At 44.4% G+C, this 19,713-nt stretch carries 17 protein-coding genes and 3 pseudogenes; 13 read left to right on the forward strand and 7 right to left on the reverse strand.

All coding sequences use genetic code 11. The features are described 5' to 3' along the window. Nucleotides 1-109: 109 nt before the first annotated feature. The 3 genes from gatB to gatC are packed head-to-tail and all read right to left on the reverse strand — an operon-like array spanning nucleotide 110 to nucleotide 3,320. Nucleotides 110-1,552: an Asp-tRNA(Asn)/Glu-tRNA(Gln) amidotransferase subunit GatB gene (gatB, locus tag I6G42_RS04120; RefSeq protein WP_038804081.1), complete on the reverse strand. Its 1,443-nt coding sequence runs from the start codon at nucleotides 1,550-1,552 to the stop codon at nucleotides 110-112. Next, complete coding sequence (gene gatA / locus I6G42_RS04125) at nucleotides 1,552-3,018, reverse strand: Asp-tRNA(Asn)/Glu-tRNA(Gln) amidotransferase subunit GatA (RefSeq protein WP_038804080.1); 1,467 nt, start codon at nucleotides 3,016-3,018, stop codon at nucleotides 1,552-1,554. Before gatA ends, gatB begins: the two co-directional genes overlap by 1 nt. Next, a complete protein-coding gene (gatC, locus tag I6G42_RS04130) occupies nucleotides 3,018-3,320 on the reverse strand; it encodes an Asp-tRNA(Asn)/Glu-tRNA(Gln) amidotransferase subunit GatC (RefSeq protein WP_000705412.1) in 303 nt (100 codons plus the stop codon). The genes gatA and gatC overlap by 1 nt, the downstream gene beginning before the upstream one ends. Nucleotides 3,321-3,523: 203 nt before the next feature. On the opposite strand from gatC, the pseudogene I6G42_RS04135 reads away from it, so the two are divergent. Then, nucleotides 3,524-4,217 (forward strand): annotated as a pseudogene (locus I6G42_RS04135) (TIGR02206 family membrane protein). 145 nt (nucleotides 4,218-4,362) lie between these two features. Further along, complete coding sequence (locus I6G42_RS04140; protein WP_038804079.1) at nucleotides 4,363-5,907, forward strand: peptide chain release factor 3; 1,545 nt, start codon at nucleotides 4,363-4,365, stop codon at nucleotides 5,905-5,907. A 337-nt stretch (nucleotides 5,908-6,244) separates the two neighbouring features. Here the strand turns inward: I6G42_RS04140 and I6G42_RS04145 are convergent, their stop codons facing one another. After that, a complete protein-coding gene (locus I6G42_RS04145; protein WP_038804078.1) occupies nucleotides 6,245-7,198 on the reverse strand; it encodes an aromatic acid exporter family protein in 954 nt (317 codons plus the stop codon). A 67-nt stretch (nucleotides 7,199-7,265) separates the two neighbouring features. Continuing rightward, nucleotides 7,266-8,471, reverse strand: a complete 1,206-nt coding sequence (gene sstT, locus I6G42_RS04150) for a serine/threonine transporter SstT (protein WP_038804077.1) — start codon at nucleotides 8,469-8,471, stop codon at nucleotides 7,266-7,268. Between the two features lie 148 nt (nucleotides 8,472-8,619). On the opposite strand from sstT, the gene I6G42_RS04155 reads away from it, so the two are divergent. The 10 genes from I6G42_RS04155 (at nucleotide 8,620) to I6G42_RS04200 (ending at nucleotide 15,991) form a co-directional block, all read left to right on the forward strand. Continuing rightward, a complete protein-coding gene (locus I6G42_RS04155) occupies nucleotides 8,620-9,180 on the forward strand; it encodes a mechanosensitive ion channel family protein (RefSeq protein WP_038804076.1) in 561 nt (186 codons plus the stop codon). 57 nt (nucleotides 9,181-9,237) lie between these two features. Next, entirely contained in the window at nucleotides 9,238-10,146 is a 909-nt protein-coding gene (locus I6G42_RS04160) for a magnesium transporter CorA family protein (RefSeq protein WP_038804075.1), read from the forward strand. 17 nt (nucleotides 10,147-10,163) lie between these two features. Further along, on the forward strand, nucleotides 10,164-10,691 hold the full coding sequence (locus tag I6G42_RS04165) for a YqeG family HAD IIIA-type phosphatase (protein WP_006153778.1): 528 nt from the start codon (nucleotides 10,164-10,166) through the stop codon (nucleotides 10,689-10,691). 2 nt (nucleotides 10,692-10,693) lie between these two features. Further along, a complete protein-coding gene (gene yqeH, locus I6G42_RS04170) occupies nucleotides 10,694-11,800 on the forward strand; it encodes a ribosome biogenesis GTPase YqeH (protein WP_038804074.1) in 1,107 nt (368 codons plus the stop codon). Nucleotides 11,801-12,011: 211 nt separating this feature from the next. Beyond that, nucleotides 12,012-12,323, forward strand: coding sequence for a ribosome assembly RNA-binding protein YhbY (yhbY, locus tag I6G42_RS04175; RefSeq protein ID WP_000060171.1), 312 nt, complete (start codon nucleotides 12,012-12,014; stop codon nucleotides 12,321-12,323). A 50-nt stretch (nucleotides 12,324-12,373) separates the two neighbouring features. After that, nucleotides 12,374-13,003: a nicotinate-nucleotide adenylyltransferase gene (locus I6G42_RS04180; protein WP_038804073.1), complete on the forward strand. Its 630-nt coding sequence runs from the start codon at nucleotides 12,374-12,376 to the stop codon at nucleotides 13,001-13,003. Then, a complete protein-coding gene (yqeK, locus tag I6G42_RS04185) occupies nucleotides 13,003-13,596 on the forward strand; it encodes a bis(5'-nucleosyl)-tetraphosphatase (symmetrical) YqeK (protein WP_038804072.1) in 594 nt (197 codons plus the stop codon). The genes I6G42_RS04180 and yqeK overlap by 1 nt, the downstream gene beginning before the upstream one ends. Then, nucleotides 13,597-13,950 carry a ribosome silencing factor gene (gene rsfS / locus I6G42_RS04190; RefSeq protein ID WP_038804071.1) on the forward strand — a complete coding sequence of 118 codons (354 nt, stop codon included), beginning with the start codon at nucleotides 13,597-13,599 and terminating at the stop codon, nucleotides 13,948-13,950. Between the two features lie 178 nt (nucleotides 13,951-14,128). Further along, nucleotides 14,129-14,869 (forward strand): class I SAM-dependent DNA methyltransferase, encoded by a 741-nt coding sequence (locus tag I6G42_RS04195; protein ID WP_038804182.1) that lies wholly within the window; start codon nucleotides 14,129-14,131, stop codon nucleotides 14,867-14,869. A gap of 9 nt (nucleotides 14,870-14,878) precedes the next feature. After that, entirely contained in the window at nucleotides 14,879-15,991 is a 1,113-nt protein-coding gene (locus I6G42_RS04200; protein WP_038804070.1) for a nucleotidyltransferase, read from the forward strand. 15 nt (nucleotides 15,992-16,006) lie between these two features. Here I6G42_RS04200 and I6G42_RS10295 read toward each other — a convergent pair. Beyond that, nucleotides 16,007-16,176: pseudogene (locus tag I6G42_RS10295) on the reverse strand (ISL3 family transposase); the annotation flags it as partial. A gap of 443 nt (nucleotides 16,177-16,619) precedes the next feature. On the opposite strand from I6G42_RS10295, the pseudogene I6G42_RS10040 reads away from it, so the two are divergent. Beyond that, nucleotides 16,620-16,721: pseudogene (locus I6G42_RS10040) on the forward strand (KxYKxGKxW signal peptide domain-containing protein); the annotation flags it as partial. A 2,728-nt stretch (nucleotides 16,722-19,449) separates the two neighbouring features. On the opposite strand, the gene I6G42_RS10095 reads toward I6G42_RS10040, so the two are convergent. Beyond that, nucleotides 19,450-19,608, reverse strand: a complete 159-nt coding sequence (locus tag I6G42_RS10095; protein WP_269643355.1) for a hypothetical protein — start codon at nucleotides 19,606-19,608, stop codon at nucleotides 19,450-19,452. Nucleotides 19,609-19,713 lie beyond the last annotated feature (105 nt).

The following is a 19,713-nucleotide window of genomic DNA, read 5'->3' on the forward strand; positions in this document are numbered from 1 at the left end:
ATATTATTACTCTTCATTTTACCATAAAATACTCTGGAAATAAAGCCAAAATAGTTATTGGGAGTTGGTAGAGAAGAAAAAACCAACCTTAGGGCTGGTTTTTTTCTATCTAGTTTTCTTTCAACTTGGCCAATTCCTGGGCGAGTAGTTTAAGGGCAACTTGTGGGTTGGCTTGTCCTTTGGTTGCCTTCATGAGGAAGCCTGTGAAGGCCTTGTCTGCGTTGCGTTTACCTGATTTGAAGTCGGCAACGGCTGCTTCATTATCTGCGAAGACTTGGTGAATGATTGGAATCAGAATATTTGGATCTGAGATTTGTACCAAGCCTGCTTTTTCCACGTATTCACGCGCGCCACCGCCATTTTTAGCTAGGTGGACAAAGACTTTCTTGGCGATCTTAGAAGAGATAGTGCCGTCTTCGATGATGGCAATCATTTCTACCAAGTTTTCTGGTGTCAATTCGATTTGTTCCAGTGTTTTGCCTTCAGCATTCAAGAACTGAGCGACTTCGCCTTGGAGCCAGTTAGAGACTTGTTTGGCATCGCCACCTAGGGCAACAGCTTTTTCAAAGAAGTCAGAAGTGACTTTGTTTGCAGTTAACTGGCTAGCGTCGTAGTCTGACAAGCCAAGGTCAGCAACGTAGCGAGCACGGCGTTCTTTTGGAAATTCTGGCAATTCTGTGCGCATTTCCTCAATCCACTCATCTGAGATTTCAAAGAGTGGTAGGTCTGGTTCTGGGAAGTAGCGGTAGTCAGCAGCACCTTCTTTGACACGCATGAGGATAGTTGCTTTGTTAGCTTCATCGTAACGGCGTGTTTCTTGGCGGATTTGACCACCTGAGCGAAGGATTTCAGCTTGTCGTTGGACTTCGTATTCAAGCCCCTTACGGACGTTAGAGAAGGAGTTGAGGTTTTTCAACTCAGTCTTGGTACCGAATTTCTCTTGACCATAAGGGCGAAGCGAAATGTTGGCATCCACACGCATGGAACCTTCTTCCATCTTAACGTCTGAAATGCCAGCGTACTGGATGACTTCCTTGAGGGCAGTCAGATAAGCATAGGCTTCTTCTGGCGAACGCATGTCGGCTTCAGAAACAATCTCAATCAATGGCACCCCTTGGCGATTGAGGTCAACATAAGAGTAGCCATCTGTACCGTGGGTGTTTTTACCAGCATCTTCTTCCAAGTGAGCGCGCTCGATACCGATTTTCTTGGTCGTACCGTCTTCTAGCTCCACTTCAATCCAGCCGTTGTAGCCGATTGGCTCATCAAACTGAGAAATTTGGTAGGCTTTTGGATTATCAGGGTAGAAGTAGTTCTTGCGGTCGAAGTGCATCTTTTTGTGGATGTCCATGTTGAGGGCAAGAGCGGCCTTGATACCAGCATCGACAACCCCTTTATTGAGAACCGGAAGTACTCCTGGGAAAGACCAGTCAATCACGTTGGTGTTGGCATTTTGGTCATTTCCAAAGTGAGCAGAAGTTGGTGAGAAGATTTTTGAATTGGTGTTGAGCTCTACGTGGACTTCAAGTCCAATGACTGTTTCAAAGTTCATTAGTTGTCACCTCCAAAAATCACGGGTTGTTGTTTGTGGTAGTCTGTTGTTGCTTCAAAGGCAGCAGCAGCTTGGTAAATGGTTTCCTCAGAGTACTTAGGACCGATCAATTGGAGACCGACTGGTAGACCTTGAGCAAATCCAGCAGGAATTGAAATTCCTGGGAGACCTGCTAAGTTGACTGGGATGGTCAAAAGGTCAGCCAAGTACATGGCAACGGGGTCGTGGTTGAGTGAGTCCAAATCATAGGCAACGCTTGGAGCAGTTGGTCCCAAAATCAAGTCGTAATCCGCAAAGACTTTTTCGAAATCTTGGATGATGAGGGTACGGACCTGACCAGCTTTCTTATAGTAGGCATCATAGTAACCTGATGAAAGGCTGAAAGTTCCTAGCATGATACGGCGTTTTACTTCTTCACCGAAACCTTGGCTACGGCTGTTTACATAGATTTCATCAAGATTCGTCGCATCCTCTGCGCGGTAGCCGTAACGGATACCGTCAAAGCGTTGCAAGTTTGAGGATGCTTCTGATGAAGCGATGATGTAGTAAACGGCAACACCGTATTTAGAGTGAGGAAGGCTGACTTCTTCAACGATGGCACCAAGCTTTTCAAAGTGTTTGGCTGCATTCAGAATGGTTTCCTTAACCTCTGGGTCAATCCCTTCACCAAGGTATTCCTTAGGCAAAGCAATTTTCATTCCCTTGATGTCTTGGCCGATTTTTGAAGTAAAGTCAGCGATGCGGACAGGAGCAGAAGTAGAGTCTTTAGCATCTTCGCTGGCAATCGCATTAAGCAAGAGGGCATTTTCTTTAACAGTTGGCGCAAAAGGTCCAATCTGGTCTAATGAGCTACCGAAGGCAATGAGACCGAAACGAGAAACCGTTCCGTAGGTTGGTTTGAGACCAACAATCCCGTTGAAGGCAGCAGGTTGGCGGATGGAACCACCCGTATCAGAACCAAGTGACAAGCGGACTTGCCCTGAAGCTACAGCTGCAGCAGAACCGCTTGATGAACCACCAGGAACCTTGCTGTGGTCCCAAGCATTTTTTGTTGCGCCGTAGTAGGAAGTCTCACCAGAACCACCCATGGCAAATTCGTCCATGTTGGTTTTCCCAACAACGATCATACCCTTAGCTTTGGCATTGGCAACGGCTGTCGCATCAAAGATTGGCTCGTAGTTGTAGAGCATTTTTGAGGCTGCAGTTGTGAGGATGCCGTCAGTAGAAATATTATCCTTAACAGCCAGTGGAATTCCTGAAAGGACATTATCCGCGTCAATTCCAGCTTCATCAACGGCTTTAGCTTGAGCAAGGGCTTGTTCTTCAGCGATAGTGACAAAAGCATTGATAGCTTTCTCGCGAGACTTGATATCTTCAAGCGTGGCTTGTGTCAATTCAGTAGCTGAAATCTCCTTAGATACAAGGAGGTTGTGCAAGTCTTCAATCGTTTTGTTATTAAAAGTCATTAGGCATCTCCTCCATCATCTAGGATAGCTGGTACCTTAATATAGTAGTTTTCTTTTTCAGGTACGTTTTTAAACAAGCGGTCACGGTCTGTTCCTTCTTCGGCCACATCAGGGCGGAGTACGGTCTTGCGGTCAGCCATGGTCGTAGTAGGTGCGACACCAGTTGTGTCGACTTCGCCCAGCAATTCAACCATGTCAACAATTTTAGACAAGGTTGTCGCAAAGGCAGCAGTTTCTTCTTCAGAGAATTTTAATTTTGAAAGATTGGCAACGTGTGTTACCTCTTCTTGCGTAATTTTCATCTTGCATCCTTTCGTGAAATGATGATTTTTAGTCTGTTCTATTTTACCATATTTTCCGATAAATAAGGGAGCCGAACTGAAAAGAAATAGAAATTGAAAAATCGCTTTTAATTCGCTATAATAGTTAAACTAAAAGAAAAATTGAGTGAGACTAGAGATTAATGTAGGAAGAATTCCTCGAAAGATGAGTTAGGATAGAAAATATGCTACATAATTTTTTTACAAGATTTCAAACCGTTCCTCCTCCCATTCCTCCTTTTTGGTACGGAATCATGATGCTTCTCTTAGTGCTTTGTATTTATGGGGCACTTGCTTATCACAAAAATCCGAAATTTGTCCGCTTGTTTAAGGGGATTCAGATCCTCCAGTTACTAGCCCTATATAGCTGGTATGTTGGTTTTGAGATTCCATTTTCAAACAGTCTCCCTTTTTATCATTGCCGTTTGGCCATGTTTGCGGTAGTTTTCTTACCAGATAAATGGCGGAGCAAGCAATATTTTGCCCTCTTAGGAGCAAGTGGAGCGGTATTTGCCTTGGTTTACCCCGTTTTTGACCCCTATGATTTTCCACACATCACCAGTTTTTCATTTTTGATTGGGCACTATGCCCTTTTGGTGAATTCCTTGGTTTACTTGATGAATCACTATGACAAGAGCTTACTTAAGAAGTATATGATCGTAGTCTATACTTTCGTTCTCAATCTCTTTCTAGTTGGGGGTTAATCAGGTGACTGGTGGAAATTATGGTCTCTTAAGGGATACACCATTTATCTCGAATGCTCCTCTATGGATAAAGTACCTTCTTGTGTCCGTCATCCTCTCACTGGCTCTGGTTCTCTTTGATATCTTGTTCAAGAAACGGTGGAAAAAGAGAAATCAGGCGCAATCTGTGCTCTAGTTTACCTTTTTCATCGGATGAGCAATTGAAAAACTCCCCAAAATCCGATATAATGGAGAGTTGAAAGGAATGGTAAAATCCAATGTAAAAATCATTCTTAGCTATATGAAACAACCAAAAATAGAGAATCAAAGAAAGAGAACTTATGACTATTCAAGAAGAAATCAAGAAACGCCGTACCTTTGCCATTATTTCCCACCCGGACGCCGGGAAAACAACCATCACTGAGCAGTTGCTCTACTTCGGGGGCGAGATTCGTGAGGCTGGTACCGTAAAAGGTAAGAAAACAGGGACTTTTGCCAAGTCTGACTGGATGGATATTGAGAAACAACGTGGGATTTCGGTAACCTCATCTGTTATGCAGTTTGACTACGACGGAAAACGCGTCAACATCCTAGATACACCAGGGCACGAGGACTTCTCAGAAGACACCTATCGGACCTTGATGGCGGTGGATGCTGCTGTCATGGTCGTGGACTCTGCCAAGGGTATCGAGACCCAAACTAAAAAATTGTTTGAGGTTGTGAAACACCGTGGTATTCCCGTCTTTACCTTTATGAACAAGCTGGACCGTGACGGTCGTGAACCGCTAGACCTCTTGCAAGAACTAGAAGAAGTCCTAGGTATTGCTAGCTACCCAATGAACTGGCCAATCGGGATGGGGAAAGCCTTTGAAGGCTTGTATGACCTCTATAACCAACGTTTAGAACTTTATAAAGGAGATGAACGTTTTGCCAGTTTGGAAGAAGGTGACAAACTCTTTGGAAGTAACCCATTTTATGAGCAAGTAAAAGAGGATATCGAACTCCTGAATGAAGCAGGAAATGAGTTTTCAGAAGAAGCCATTCTCGCAGGTGATTTGACTCCGGTCTTCTTCGGATCAGCCCTGACTAACTTTGGGGTACAGACCTTCCTTGAAACTTTTTTGAAATTTGCTCCAGAGCCACATGGACACAAGAAAACAGATGGCGAAATTGTCGATCCTTACGACAAGGATTTCTCAGGGTTTGTCTTTAAAATCCAAGCTAACATGGATCCTCGTCATCGTGACCGTATCGCCTTTGTCCGCATCGTATCAGGTGAATTTGAGCGTGGAATGAGTGTCAACCTGCCTCGTACTGGGAAGAGTGCCAAACTGTCGAATGTCACTCAGTTTATGGCGGAAAGTCGTGAGAATGTGACCAATGCCGTGGCAGGTGATATTATCGGGGTTTACGATACAGGGACTTATCAGGTTGGAGACACTTTGACGGTTGGAAAAAACAAGTTTGAGTTTGAACCACTGCCAACCTTTACACCTGAGATTTTCATGAAAGTTTCTGCTAAGAACGTCATGAAACAAAAATCCTTCCACAAGGGAATCGAGCAATTGGTGCAAGAAGGAGCCATTCAGCTTTATAAGAATTACCAAACAGGCGAGTACATGCTAGGCGCTGTTGGTCAACTCCAGTTTGAAGTCTTTAAGCACCGCATGGAAGGCGAGTACAATGCAGAAGTGGTCATGAGCCCAATGGGTAAAAAGACAGTTCGCTGGATTAAGCCTGAGGACTTAGACGAGCGCATGTCATCAAGCCGCAATATCTTGGCCAAAGACCGTTTTGACCAACCAGTATTCCTTTTTGAAAACGACTTTGCCCTTCGCTGGTTTGCGGATAAATATCCAGATGTAGAGTTGGAAGAGAAGATGTGAATCGTTACAAATGACTAGCAACATAAAGTTGCTGTCATTTGACGGTAACCGCTATGGCGGTCTACCTAAACGCTTCACTAGGAAAAATCCACGAATAGTATCGATTCGTGGATTTTTCCGTCGTAACTACGTTTTACAAATGAAATCGATTTGTAAAACTCAGTGTCGTAATCTAACAATCGGTAACCGCTATGGCGGCTTACCTAAGCGCTTTACTAGAAAAAGTCCGCGAATAATATCGCTTCGTGGATTTTTTCATATAGTAAAGGTAATTGAAGTCAAAGGTAAATTAAAAACCTCAGAGAAATCATGTTACATGAATTCTTCTGAGGTTTTTCTAGTTTCCATATTTCTGATAAAAATCGACCTTGACCTGAATGAAGGTTTCGGCTTCGCGTAGTAGCTGCAGGAGGGTGGCACGGGTCTCAAACTCCTCACGTGTTTTCGGGAGACTCCGATTGCGGAAGACTTGCAGATAACGTTCGATGTCATCGAGTAGGTCGTGAGCAGGATTGGTCTGGCTTAGCTGGGTAGCAATCTTAGAAAAGAGCTGGGCCAAGATCAAACTTTCACTTGCGGCTAGGTGACAAGTATTGATCTGCTGGGCCATATTTCGCAGGATACGACTTTGTCGCTGTCTCATCTCAAAGTAGTGGATATGGTAGTCCGTCTGGTGAAAGAGGTGATCCGAGTGGTCCAGATAGACCAGTTTGAGGGCTTCATCGAGGAGTTCATCTAATTCGTCAACGAGTTGGGCGCGATTGCGCCCGTCTCCTCTTGACAGATAGTATTTAAAGCGAAGCAGGATATCTTTTAACTTTTCTTCGACCTGAAGGTGGTAGTTTTGGATGGTTTTCTCACGAGAGGGCATATAAAGGTTGACCAATAGAGCAAAGCTTGTCCCGATGAGAAAGAGGAGTATCTCATTAAGCAAGAGCTCTGGAGAGGTAGACTCCTGCATCAAGAGATGGCCGACCAAGACACTGCTAGGGGTGATGCCAATTTCCCAACCCATTTTATAGGCTAAAGGAACGTAGAGAGCCAGATAGAGGCCGAGACTCCAGATGTGAAAGCCTGTCAGTCGAAAGGCTAGAACACCGATAGCGAGTGCTAGGAGCATAGAAAAGAGGCGGTTACGGGCTAATTTTAGCGTGCTTCTGCGCGTGTCAGATAGGCTTAAGAGGGCGATAATTCCAGCTGAAACTGCTGATGATAAGTCTAAAAAATAAGCGAGAAAACAAGCGAGGCAGGTCGCTAAGATCAGTTTTGTCGTACGTTGGGTGATAGACATGAGAATTTCCTATAATACTAGAATGAGAGTATAAAAGACAAGGCTTGGAAGACTTGTCTTAAAAAATCTATTTTTTACGGGCAGACGCGTACTCAGCAACTGCTGTAAAGAGGACGTCGGTAGAAGAGTTCAGGGCAGTTTCGCAGGAGTCTTGGATGACACCGATGACAAAACCAACTCCGACTACCTGCATAGCAACGTCATTTGAAATTCCAAATAGACTACAAGCGACGGGAATGAGGAGGAGTGATCCACCAGCAATTCCAGAGGCTCCGCAGGCAGAAATGGCAGCGACGACACTGAGCACAAAGGCTGTACCAAAGTCGACAGAGATTCCCAGAGTATTGACTGCAGCTAGAGTGAGAATGTTAATGGTTACGGCTGCGCCAGCCATGTTGATAGTGGAGCCAAGGGGAATAGAAACAGAATAGGTATCTGGATTGAGTCCGAGATCTTGGCAGAGTTTCATGTTTACAGGAATATTAGCAGCAGAACTACGAGTAAAGAAAGCTGTAATCCCACTGACACGTAAACATTTAAAAACAAGGGGGTAAGGATTTTTTCTCATAAAGAGAAAGGCAATGAGGGGATTGATGACAAGGGCCACAAAAGCCATAGTTGCAATCAAGAGTCCTAGCAAAATTCCGTAGTTAGCAAGGCTGGAAATTCCTTTATCAGAGATGGTCTTGAAGACCAAACCCATAATTCCGAAAGGAGCCAAATTGATAATCCACTCCACAATCTTGGAAGTTACATCAGCCATGGTTTTGAGCAATTCCTTGCTGTTTTTGCTAGCTTCTCTCATAGCAAGTCCAAAGACAACAGCCCAGGATAGGATTCCAATATAGTTGGCTTTGACGATGGCATTGAGGGGATTGTCCACGAGATTCAGCAGGAGGTTGCTGAGAACTTGACCGATGCCGTCTGGTGGGGCAATCTCTGTGCTCGCACTGCTGAGAGTAATCTGGACGGGGAAGAGAAAACTAGCCAGTACAGCAATCAAGGCAGCTGCAAAGGTACCGAGTAGATAGAGAAAAATAACGGTCTTCATATTGGTATCTTGCCCTTTTTGATGTTGTGAGAGGGCATTTGCGACGAGGGTAAAGACCAAGACAGGAGCGATGGCTTTCAGACCCCCAACGAATAGGTCACCGAGAATGCCGAGCCCCGACAGACTAGGAAAAAGTAGCCCTAGAGAGGCTCCAAGAAGCATGCCGATTAGGATACGTTTGATGAGGCTGGCCTTGTTCCAGGCTCGAATGATTTTTTTCATAATAGTCTCCTTCAAAATGTATTGTTTATGATTATAGTATAAATATGCCGTTGAGGCAAGTCTTTTTTTGAGTTTGGGGGAATATCGGAATATTTATGAGGGATTTGAACGGGATGATTTGTGGTATAATACTAAAAAGGAGTTTTGTATGCAAGAATTTTTTCAACGTTATCTTGATAAATTGGATCTAACAACTGTATTAGAGAATCTCTTGACCAAGCTGATTTCTCTTTTAATTTTGTTTCTGTTATTTTATATAGCTAAAAAGATGCTTCATGCGACTGTACGAAAGATTGTCAAGCCCTCACTTAAATTCTCAAATCGGGATGCAGGAAGACAAAAGACCATCTCTCGTTTGCTTGAGAATATCTTTAACTACACCCTTTATTTCTTTTTGATTTACTGTATCTTGTCTATTTTGGGCTTGCCAGTTTCCAGCCTCCTTGCTGGGGCGGGGATTGCTGGGGTTGCCATTGGGATGGGTGCACAAGGTTTTCTGTCCGATGTTATCAATGGTTTCTTCATCCTCTTTGAACGCCAGCTCGATGTGGGCGACGAAGTGGTCCTCACAAATGGCCCTATTACCGTATCTGGAAAGGTTGTCAGTGTAGGAATCCGTACGACCCAACTTCGCAGTGACGACCAAGCCCTTCACTTTGTTCCCAACCGAAATATCACTGTTGTTAGCAACTTCTCTCGTACAGAGTAGGTCTGCTATTTTGGCAGATTTGTGGTACAATAGAAAGAGTTTGGTAAAGGAGAGAGTATGCTATTTGTAGAGAAAAAACTAGGTCATGATTGTACCTGGATAGACCTTGATGTGGACAAGATTAAAAACATGGAAGATCTTTCTGACATCTATGGATTGGACAAGGAAACCATCGAGTATGCTCTAGATAGAAATGAACGAGCCCACATGGATTATAACCGTGAAACGGGGACGGTAACCTTCATTTATAATGTTCTTGATTTAGAAAAAGACAAAGAATATTATGAAGCGATTCCGATGACCTTTATCGTTGAAAAACAACGGTTGATCACTATCAGCAATCACAAGAATACTTATGTGATTAAACGCATGGCAACCTACCTTGAAAGCCATGAAATTATTTCCATCTACAAATTTCTTTTTGCCAGTTTAGAGATTATTAGCAATGCTTACTATCCAGTTATTGAAGAGATGGATAAAAGTAAGGATGAAATCAGTGCACTTCTTCGTCAAAAAACAACTAAAAAAAATCTTTTCGCCCTCTCTGACTTGGAAACTGGTATGGTTTACCTGACAGCTGCCGCTAAACAAAATCGTCTCCTCTTGGAACACATTCAAGGGCATGCTCTTTATCGCAATCTTAATGAGGTAGAAAGAGAGCAGTTTGATGATGCTATGATTGAAGCGCATCAGTTGGTTTCGATGACAGACTTGATTTCTCAAGTTTTGCAACAACTCTCAGCCTCTTACAACAACATCCTGAATAATAATCTAAATGATAATTTGACAACTTTGACAATTATCTCAGTTTTGCTAGCTATCCTTGCGGTTATTACAGGATTCTTCGGAATGAATGTCCCTTTACCGTTTACAGATGAACCGAATGCTTGGATTTATATTTTGATAGCTAGTCTCATTTTATGGGCAGTCTTAGCCCAATGTTTAAAGAAAATTGCTAGAAATTAAAAAGAAAAGGAGCCAGAATGGCGATTGAAAACTATATGCCAGATTTTGCTGTGGAAGCAGTCTATGATCTGACAGTCCCAAGCCTGCAGGCGCAGGGGATCAAGGCTGTTTTGGTCGATTTGGACAATACCCTCATTGCTTGGAACAACCCTGATGGAACGCCAGAGATGAAGCAATGGCTACATGACCTCCGAGACGCAGGTATCCGCATCATCGTGGTCTCAAATAATACCAAAAAACGGGTTCAACGAGCAGTTGAAAAATTTGGGATTGATTACGTTTATTGGGCCTTGAAGCCTTTCACATTTGGGATTGATCGTGCCATGAAGGAATTCCACTATGAGAAAAATGAAGTGGTCATGGTCGGCGACCAACTCATGACGGATATTCGTGCAGCGCACCGTGCAGGTATTCGATCGATTTTGGTCAAACCCTTGGTCCAACACGACTCGATCAAGACGCAGATTAACCGAGCTCGCGAGCGCCGTGTCATGAAGCAAATTACTGAAAAGTACGGACCAATTACATATAAAAAAGGAATCTAACTATGGAAGAAATTCTCTGTATTGGTTGTGGAGCAACCATTCAGACGACAGACAAGGCTGGTCTAGGATTTACTCCCCAGTCGGCACTCGAAAAAGGTTTGGAGACAGGCGAAGTCTATTGCCAACGCTGTTTCCGTCTCCGTCATTACAATGAAATCACAGATGTCCAGTTGACGGATGATGATTTCCTCAAACTCTTGCACGAAGTGGGAGATAGTGATGCCTTGGTGGTTAATGTCATTGATATTTTTGACTTTAATGGTTCTGTCATCCCAGGTTTGCCACGCTTTGTATCGGGTAATGATGTCCTCTTGGTCGGAAATAAAAAAGATATCCTGCCCAAGTCTGTTAAACCGAGCAAGATTAGCCAGTGGCTCATGGAACGTGCCCACGAAGAAGGTCTTCGCCCTGTGGATGTCGTCCTGACTTCGGCTCAGAATAAGCATGCTATCAAGGAAGTCATTGACAAGATTGAACACTACCGCAAGGGCCGTGATGTATACGTAGTTGGGGTGACCAACGTTGGAAAGTCAACCCTTATCAACGCTATTATCCAAGAAATCACTGGTGACCAAAATGTCATCACGACTTCACGCTTTCCAGGGACGACCTTGGACAAGATTGAGATTCCGCTTGACGACGGATCTTATATCTATGATACGCCGGGAATTATCCACCGACACCAGATGGCCCACTACTTGACAGCCAAAAACCTCAAGTATGTCAGCCCTAAAAAGGAAATCAAGCCTAAAACCTATCAACTTAACCCTGAGCAAACTCTATTTCTAGGTGGTTTGGGACGATTTGACTTCATTTCAGGAGAAAAACAAGGCTTCACAGCCTTCTTTGACAATGAACTCAAACTCCACCGTACCAAGCTAGAAGGCGCTAGTGCCTTTTATGAAAAGCACCTCGGAACTCTTCTCACACCGCCAAATAGTAAGGAAAAAGAAGATTTTCCAAAACTAGTCCAGCATGTATTTAATATCAAGGACAAGACTGACCTGGTCATCTCAGGACTAGGCTGGATCCGAGTAACAGGCACTGCCAAAGTCGCCGTCTGGGCACCAGAAGGCGTCGCTGTCGTCACACGCAAAGCAATTATTTAAAATAAAATCACTGAGCGAACAAAGTGAGCTCATAAAAAGATAGTTATTGCCGTGGTGTGATTGCCAATCGTTAGATTGGCAAGGGGCACACTTGAGACCTAGGCTCAAGTGTGAGGTTAGGAAATCCATTTTTCAAAGATGAAATCTTTGGAAAATTAGTTCCGACCGTCCCTCACCACCTAAAATAACTATCAAAAAAGGAAGAAAGATTATGTCATTAACATCAAAACAACGTGCCTTCCTCAACAGCCAGGCACACACCCTCAAACCCATCATCCAAATCGGGAAAAATGGTCTCAACGACCAAATCAAGACCAGCGTCCGTCAAGCTCTTGACGCTCGCGAATTGATTAAAGTCACGCTCTTGCAAAACACAGACGAAAACATCCACGAAGTAGCTGAAATTTTAGAAGAAGAAATCGGTGTAGATACTGTCCAAAAAATCGGACGCATCTTAATTTTGTATAAACAATCCAGCAAGAAAGAAAATCGCAAGATTTCCAAGAAAGTTAAAGAAATCTAAACACCTACTCCAAGAACTGTTTTTACAGAGAATTAAAGGAAGACGAGCCTATGGCAATCGAATTATTGACTCCCTTTACCAAGGTAGAGTTGGAGCCAGAAATCAAGGAGAAAAAACGCAAACAAGTCGGGATTTTAGGGGGAAATTTTAACCCCGTTCACAACGCCCATCTTATCGTTGCGGACCAAGTACGACAACAGTTAGGACTGGACCAGGTTCTGCTTATGCCTGAATACCAACCTCCTCATGTAGATAAAAAGGAAACCATCCCCGAGCACCATCGTCTCAAAATGCTTGAGTTGGCGATAGAGGGGATTGAAGGTCTAGCCATTGAAACTATTGAGTTAGAGCGCAAGGGCATTTCCTACACCTACGACACCATGAAGATTTTGACAGAGCAACATCCAGACACGGATTATTACTTCATTATCGGAGCTGATATGGTGGACTATCTGCCTAAATGGTACCGTATTGATGGGCTGGTCGACATGGTTCAGTTTGTGGGGGTTCAGCGCCCACGCTACAAGGCAGGAACTTCCTATCCAGTTATCTGGGTGGATGTACCGCTCATGGATATCTCATCCAGCATGGTACGTGACTTCATTGCCCAAGGTCGGAAACCTAACTTTCTCCTACCTCAGCCAGTGCTAGACTACATCGAGAAGGAGGGGCTCTACTGATGGCCTATCAAGACTATATCAACTGCTCCCGTGAGGCTTTGTTGGAAAAAATGGCAGAGCTTCTACCTGAAAAACGTTTAACCCATTGTCTGGGTGTAGAGCGTGCGGCCATAGAACTGGCTCAGCGCTTTGGAGTTGATACCGAGAAAGCAGGACTAGCAGGACTTCTTCATGACTATGCTAAAAAGCTGTCAGACCAGGAATTTCTAGACTTGATTGACCGTTGTCAGCTAGATCCTGACCTCAAAAACTGGGGCAATAATGTTTGGCATGGGATGGTTGGCATCTACAAGATTCAGGAAGATTTGAATTTGAAAGATTCTGAGATCCTGCGGGCTATTGAAATCCATACAGTCGGAGCGGGTCAGATGACCGATCTTGATAAGGTTATCTATGTAGCTGACTATATCGAGCACAATCGTGTCTTTCCGGGAGTGGATGTGGCGCGTGAGATTGCAAGTTTATCGCTCAATAAGGCAGTGGCCTACGAAACAGCTCGTACTGTGGAGCATTTGGCTCATCAAGGATTTCCCATCTATCCCCAAACCCTTGAAACCTATAACGCCTTTGTGCACTATTTGAAAGAGGACTAAATGAACGAAAAAGAATTACTAGAACTAGTCGTGAAAGCGGCTGATGAGAAACGTGCGGAGGATATCCTCGCACTTGATGTACAAGATTTGACCAGTGTGACAGACTACTTTGTTATCACGAGCTCGATGAATAGCCGTCAGTTGGACGCTATCGCTGACAATATCCGTGAAAAAGTAGCTGAAGCTGGCTTTAAAGGTAGCCATATTGAAGGCGATGCAGCTGGAGGCTGGGTTTTGTTGGACCTCGGCGGTGTCGTTGTGCATATCTTTTCAGAAGAAATGCGTGCCCACTATAACCTAGAAAAACTATGGCATGAGGCGGATTCAGTAGATTTATCTGAAACTCTGGCGTAGAAGATGAACTCAGTTGCAGTCAACTGGGTTTATTTGCTTATTTTAAAAGGAAAGTGATAGAAAGGATTTGAACCCGTCCTGTAATCGTCGAAAAATAGATAGCTTTGGCTTGGATCAGGATCCTAAGTCCAAGCTCCTAATTTTCATTCCGATTACGGGCGGACTTGGTATCATGACTATGGCAACTTATGAAACCTTTGCGGCTGTTTACGATGCTGTGATGGACGATAGTTTATACGATAAATGGACGGATTTTTCGCTACGTCATTTGCCTAAGACCAAGGATAGAAAAAAACTCTTGGAATTGGCTTGTGGAACAGGTATCCAGTCTGTGCGCTTTTCTCAGGCTAGTTTTGATGTGACAGGACTGGACTTGAGCGCGGATATGCTGAAGATTGCGGAGAAAAGAGCTGCTTCGGCCAAGCAAAAGATTACTTTTATTGAAGGCAATATGCTGGATTTATCCAAGGCAGGTCAATACGATTTTGTGACTTGCTACTCTGACTCTATCTGCTACATGCAGGATGAGGTAGAAGTTGGGGATGTCTTTAAGGAAGTCTATAATGCCCTTAATGAAGATGGCATTTTTATCTTTGATGTGCATTCAACCTACCAGACTGATGAGGTTTTTTCAGGCTATTCCTACCATGAAAATGCAGAAGATTTTGCCATGCTTTGGGACACCTACGAGGACGAAGCTCCTCACTCCATCGTGCATGAGTTGACTTTCTTTATCAAGGAGGCTGACGGTTCCTTTAGTCGCCACGATGAAGTGCATGAGGAGCGGACCTATGAGGTCTTGACCTATGATATTTTGCTGGAACAGGCTGGTTTCAAATCCTTCAAACTCTATGCGGACTTTGAGGACAAGGAACCAACAGAAAACAGTAGACGTTGGTTTTTTGTAGCGCAGAAGTAGGAGAACATCATGATCATCACAGGTATTATCGCGGAGTTCAATCCTTTTCATAATGGCCACAAATACCTGCTGGATCAGGCTGAAGGGCTGAAAATTGTTGCCATGTCTGGGAACTTCATGCAAAGAGGAGAGCCTGCTATCGTGGACAAATGGACACGGGCCCAGATGGCGCTTGAAAATGGAGCAGATCTGGTAGTGGAGTTGCCCTTTTTAGTCAGTGTTCAGGCGGCGGATTTCTTTGGTCAAGGGGCTGTGGATATCTTAGCACAGTTGGGTATTGATAGCCTCGCTTTTGGGACAGAAGAAGTTTTAGATTATCAAAAAATCGCTGACTTATACACAGAGCAAGGTAGAGAGATGGAGAATTTTGTGGAAAATTTGCCTGATTCTCTCTCCTATCCTCAGAAAACCCAAGCCATGTGGAAGGAATTTGCTGGTCTTGATTTTTCAGGCAATACCCCCAATCATGTTCTGGCTTTGGCCTATGCTAAGGCGGTTGCGGGACGTAGAATCAAACTCCATCCGCTTCAGCGTCAGGGGGCTGACTATCACTCTGTGGACAAGGATGTGGAATTTGCTTCGGCTACAGCCCTCCGTCAGCATCAATCAGACCAAGATTTTTTAGAACGCTTTATGCCTTCTGTGGAGCTTTTTGAAAATGCTAGTAAAGTGAGCTGGGAAGATTATTTTCAACTCTTACGCTATCAAATCTTGTCAAATCCAGATCTAACCACCATCTATCAGGTCAATCAAGAAATGGCTGTGCGCATCAAGGATGCTATCAAAACAGCCCAGTCTTTGGAAGAATTGGTCGAGGCGGTTGCGACCAAGCGTTATACCAAGGCGCGTGTTAGACGCCTCTTGACCTATATCTTGGTGCAATCCAGAGAAAGTGACTTGCCAGAAGGCCTCCATGTCCTTGGCTTTACCGAAAAAGGCAGACAACATCTCAAGTCTCTGAAAGGGCAGATCCATCTAGTCAGCCGAATTGGCAAAGAACCTTGGGATGCTATGACTCAAAAGGCAGACCAGATTTACCGACTAGGACACCCAAGTATAGCAGAGCAGAATTTTGGTCGAGTGCCGATTAGAATGGAAATAAGTGGAAACTGTAGTGGGTGACATATAACGAAGCATAGAGGGAATCAGACTGGTTCTCTCTTTTGTCATGTTTAAAGCTATGAAAATTCTGGTTTTGACATTGTCAAAGTTCTAACAATCAAAGGCATTTCGTTTAATGACTATGATAAGGTTGATAGTGGCTTCCCGTTTTGTATGAGAACAGGGTGTTCCAAAGCGTTAATAATCTTGTCCTCATCTGTATCTTTCGAAAACGTCTGAAAAACGATTAAAAGTATGGAATTTACAAAAGAAATGATCTCTTCTAATGATGGTTTAGTCATTTTTATTGGAAGTATTAATGGGCTTGATTTCGAAAATCGTAAGAGAATTTCAATAGTTTGAACTTTAAAAGCGAATTTTAGGTAAAAATTAGGCGTTTTCATTGGTCATTTCGAGTATAAATGCTTGAAAAGGAGGAGCCTTTTTGGTAGAATGATAAATGGTATATACTAGATAAAAGCAACTGGTATATCCCAGATGGAATCTGCTTTTTCTGAGTCAAAGGGATAAAAACTGAGACTGACTGCGGCTTTTATTGGCTTTGGTTTTTAGAGGGCAGCGCAACTACGCTTTGTTAATGATCATGAGGTTAACAAAGGGTCGCATTTGGATAAAAGAAAGGAATCAAATGTTTCGAAGTAAAAAATTTAACAAAGATTTCGAGATCGTAGATGAGAAAAAGCGTTACAAGCTTTACAAGTCGGGTAAAAACTGGGTAAAAGCCTCGAACTCTCAATTGGATCTCTTCCGTATCGGTGGGATGGGCGAAGTTGTCTCTAGTACCCTGTCAGACACTGAAGAACTTGATCACGCACACCTTAGTTTTAACACGCTAGCGGGTATAGGGGGAATCCTGGCCGCGGGAGCTGCAGGATTTGTGATGACTCAAGAGCAAACTGTTTATGCGGATGAAACATCTGAGTATGCAGAAAAGGATAAAACAGTCATCGCTGCTGAACCGAAAGCAGCTGAAACAACTGAAACAAGTACTAACTCAATCATTGCTCAAGCGCAAGCAGAAGTAAAGAAAGCTCAAGCAGAACAAACATCTGCAACAGCAGCCTCTGTATCAGTCAGTCAATCTGTTGAGGCTCAAGCGAGTGCGAGTCAGTCAGCTTCAGTCAGTCAATCTACCTCAGCAAGTCAGTCAGTTTCAGCAAGTCAGTCAGCATCTGCAAGTGCTTCAACATCAGCAGGTCAGTCAACTGCTCCAGCATCTGAGTCAGCGAGTCAATTAACATCAGCTCCTGTATCAGCCTCAGCAAGTGCAAAAGCATCTGCCTCAGCAAGCTCTACACCATCAGAGTCAGCGAGCGCTCAAGCGCCTGCATCTGTAGTTGAGAGTACATCAGCTGTTAGCGAACCATCAGCGCAGGCTTCTGTGTCTACCTCAGCTTCTGCATCGCTCAACCATAAGGTCAACCCTGCGGCAAGTCTTGTATCAGGCAGTGCTAACCAAAGTTTGGTAAGTGCAGCTCTTAGCACAAGTCAAGCAACAACAACAAGCAATAATATCGCAGCTGGTGTTGTAGCGGATAAGAACCAAGCCCAAGGTAAGGATACAACCAAGCAAGCTGAGAAAGACCAAGCAGCAGATAAGCAAGTAACTACTGCACCAAAAGAAGGTTACTCAGGTTTCCGTCAAGCAGGAAATCTAAACCGACAAGGAAATATCACTTATTCGCGCGGTGCTACAATCATAAGTGGACCAGGACATGTTACAGTTGAACCAGGTCAAAGAATTGATTACTCAGTAGTGATTGAAGGGGCACCTATCCATCCGCAGTACTTAGCACTGGTAACCAATGATATGAGACCTACTCATGCATTGGGGATAACGACTACGTTTACGCAATCTGGGCCTAATAGGGTTATAGCTCGTATTACTGGTACTGTCCAAACGCCTGGACCGAATGCGAAAACTAAGCTTCCGTTTTACCTTGCTCGTAGAGAATACGGTTCTGTTGGGGATTATCAACCTTTGAGAAACTTTAGCCTGAACATCAGTGATGCTGGTAGCAAGTCTACTTCAACAAGTAAGCAACAGTCACTATCAAACAGTGCTTCAGCGAGTGCCTCACTTAGTGCATATCAATCCCACTCAGCAAGCGCGAGCCAGTCTGCGTCAATTAGTGCGAGCCAAAGCGCATCAGCATCAGTATCAGCAAGCATCAGTGCGAGCCAATCAGCATCAAGCTCAGCAAATGCAAGCCAAAGTGCATCAGCAAGTGCCAGCCAGTCTGCTTCTGTATCAGCTAGCCAATCAGCCAGTGCATCGCTTAGTGCAAGTCGTTCAGCCTCAGCGAGCGTAAGCTCAAGCCGTTCAGCGAGTGCATCAGCAAGTGCGAGTCGCTCAGCCTCAGCATCTGTAAGTTCAAGCCGTTCAGCAAGTGCTTCAGCCAGCGCATCGCTTAGCGCAAGTCGCTCAGCATCAGCTTCTGCAAGTTCAAGCCGTTCAGCGAGTGCATCAGCCAGCGCATCGCTTAGCGCAAGTCGCTCAGCTTCAGCAAGTGTAAGCTCAAGTCGTTCGGCAAGTGCTTCAGCGAGTGCATCGCTTAGTGCAAGTCGTTCAGCTTCAGCAAGTGTAAGCTCAAGCCGTTCAGCGAGTGCATCAGCTAGTGCGAGTCGCTCAGCCTCAGCAAGTGTAAGCTCAAGCCGTTCGGCAAGTGCTTCAGCAAGCGCGAGCCATTCTGCGTCTGTATCAGCAAGCCAAAGCGCTTCAGCATCAGTAAGTGCTAGTCAATCAGCATCAGTATCAGCTAGCCAATCAGCTTCAGCGTCTGTATCTGCAAGTCAAAGTACTTCAGCGTCAGTATCTGCAAGCCAAAGTGCCTCAGCTTCAGCATCTAACAACCAGAACTCAGCTTCTATCTCAGCAAGCGCGAGCCAGTCTGCGTCTGTATCAGCAAGCCAAAGTGCTTCAGCATCAGTAAGTGCTAGTCAATCAGCATCAGTATCAGCTAGCCAATCAACTAGCGCATCAGTATCTGCAAGTCAATCAACTTCAGCATCTGTATCAGCTAGTCAAAGTGCTTCAGCTTCAGCATCTAACAACCAGAACTCAGCTTCTATCTCAGCAAGCGCGAGCCACTCTGCGTCTGTATCAGCAAGCCAAAGCGCTTCAGCATCAGTAAGTGCTAGTCAATCAGCATCTGTATCAGCTAGCCAATCAGCTTCAGCGTCTGTATCTGCAAGTCAAAGTACTTCAGCGTCAGTATCTGCAAGCCAAAGTGCTTCAGCATCAGTAAGTGCTAGTCAATCAGCATCAGTATCAGCTAGCCAATCAACTAGCGCATCAGTATCTGCAAGTCAATCAACTTCAGCATCTGTATCAGCTAGTCAAAGTGCTTCAGCTTCAGCATCTAACAACCAGAACTCAGCTTCTATCTCAGCAAGCGCGAGCCAGTCTGCGTCAATTAGTGCAAGCCAAAGCGCTTCAGCATCAGTAAGTGCAAGCATCAGTGCAAGCCAATTAGCATCAAGCTCAGCAAGTGCGAGCCAAAGTGTCTCAGCAAGTGCAAGCGTAAGTGCTTCAGTGAGCGCAAGCCAAAGTGCTTCAGCATCAGTAAGTGCAAGTCACTCAGCATCTGTATCAGCAAGCCAATCAGCAAGCGCATCAGAATCAGCTAGTCAAAGTGCTTCAACATCAGTAAGTGCTAGCCAAAGTGCCTCAGCTTCAGCATCTAACAACCAGAACTCAGCTTCTATCTCAGCAAGCGCGA

This window comes from Streptococcus oralis, assembly GCF_016028255.1.
Lineage (GTDB): Bacteria > Bacillota > Bacilli > Lactobacillales > Streptococcaceae > Streptococcus > Streptococcus oralis_AC.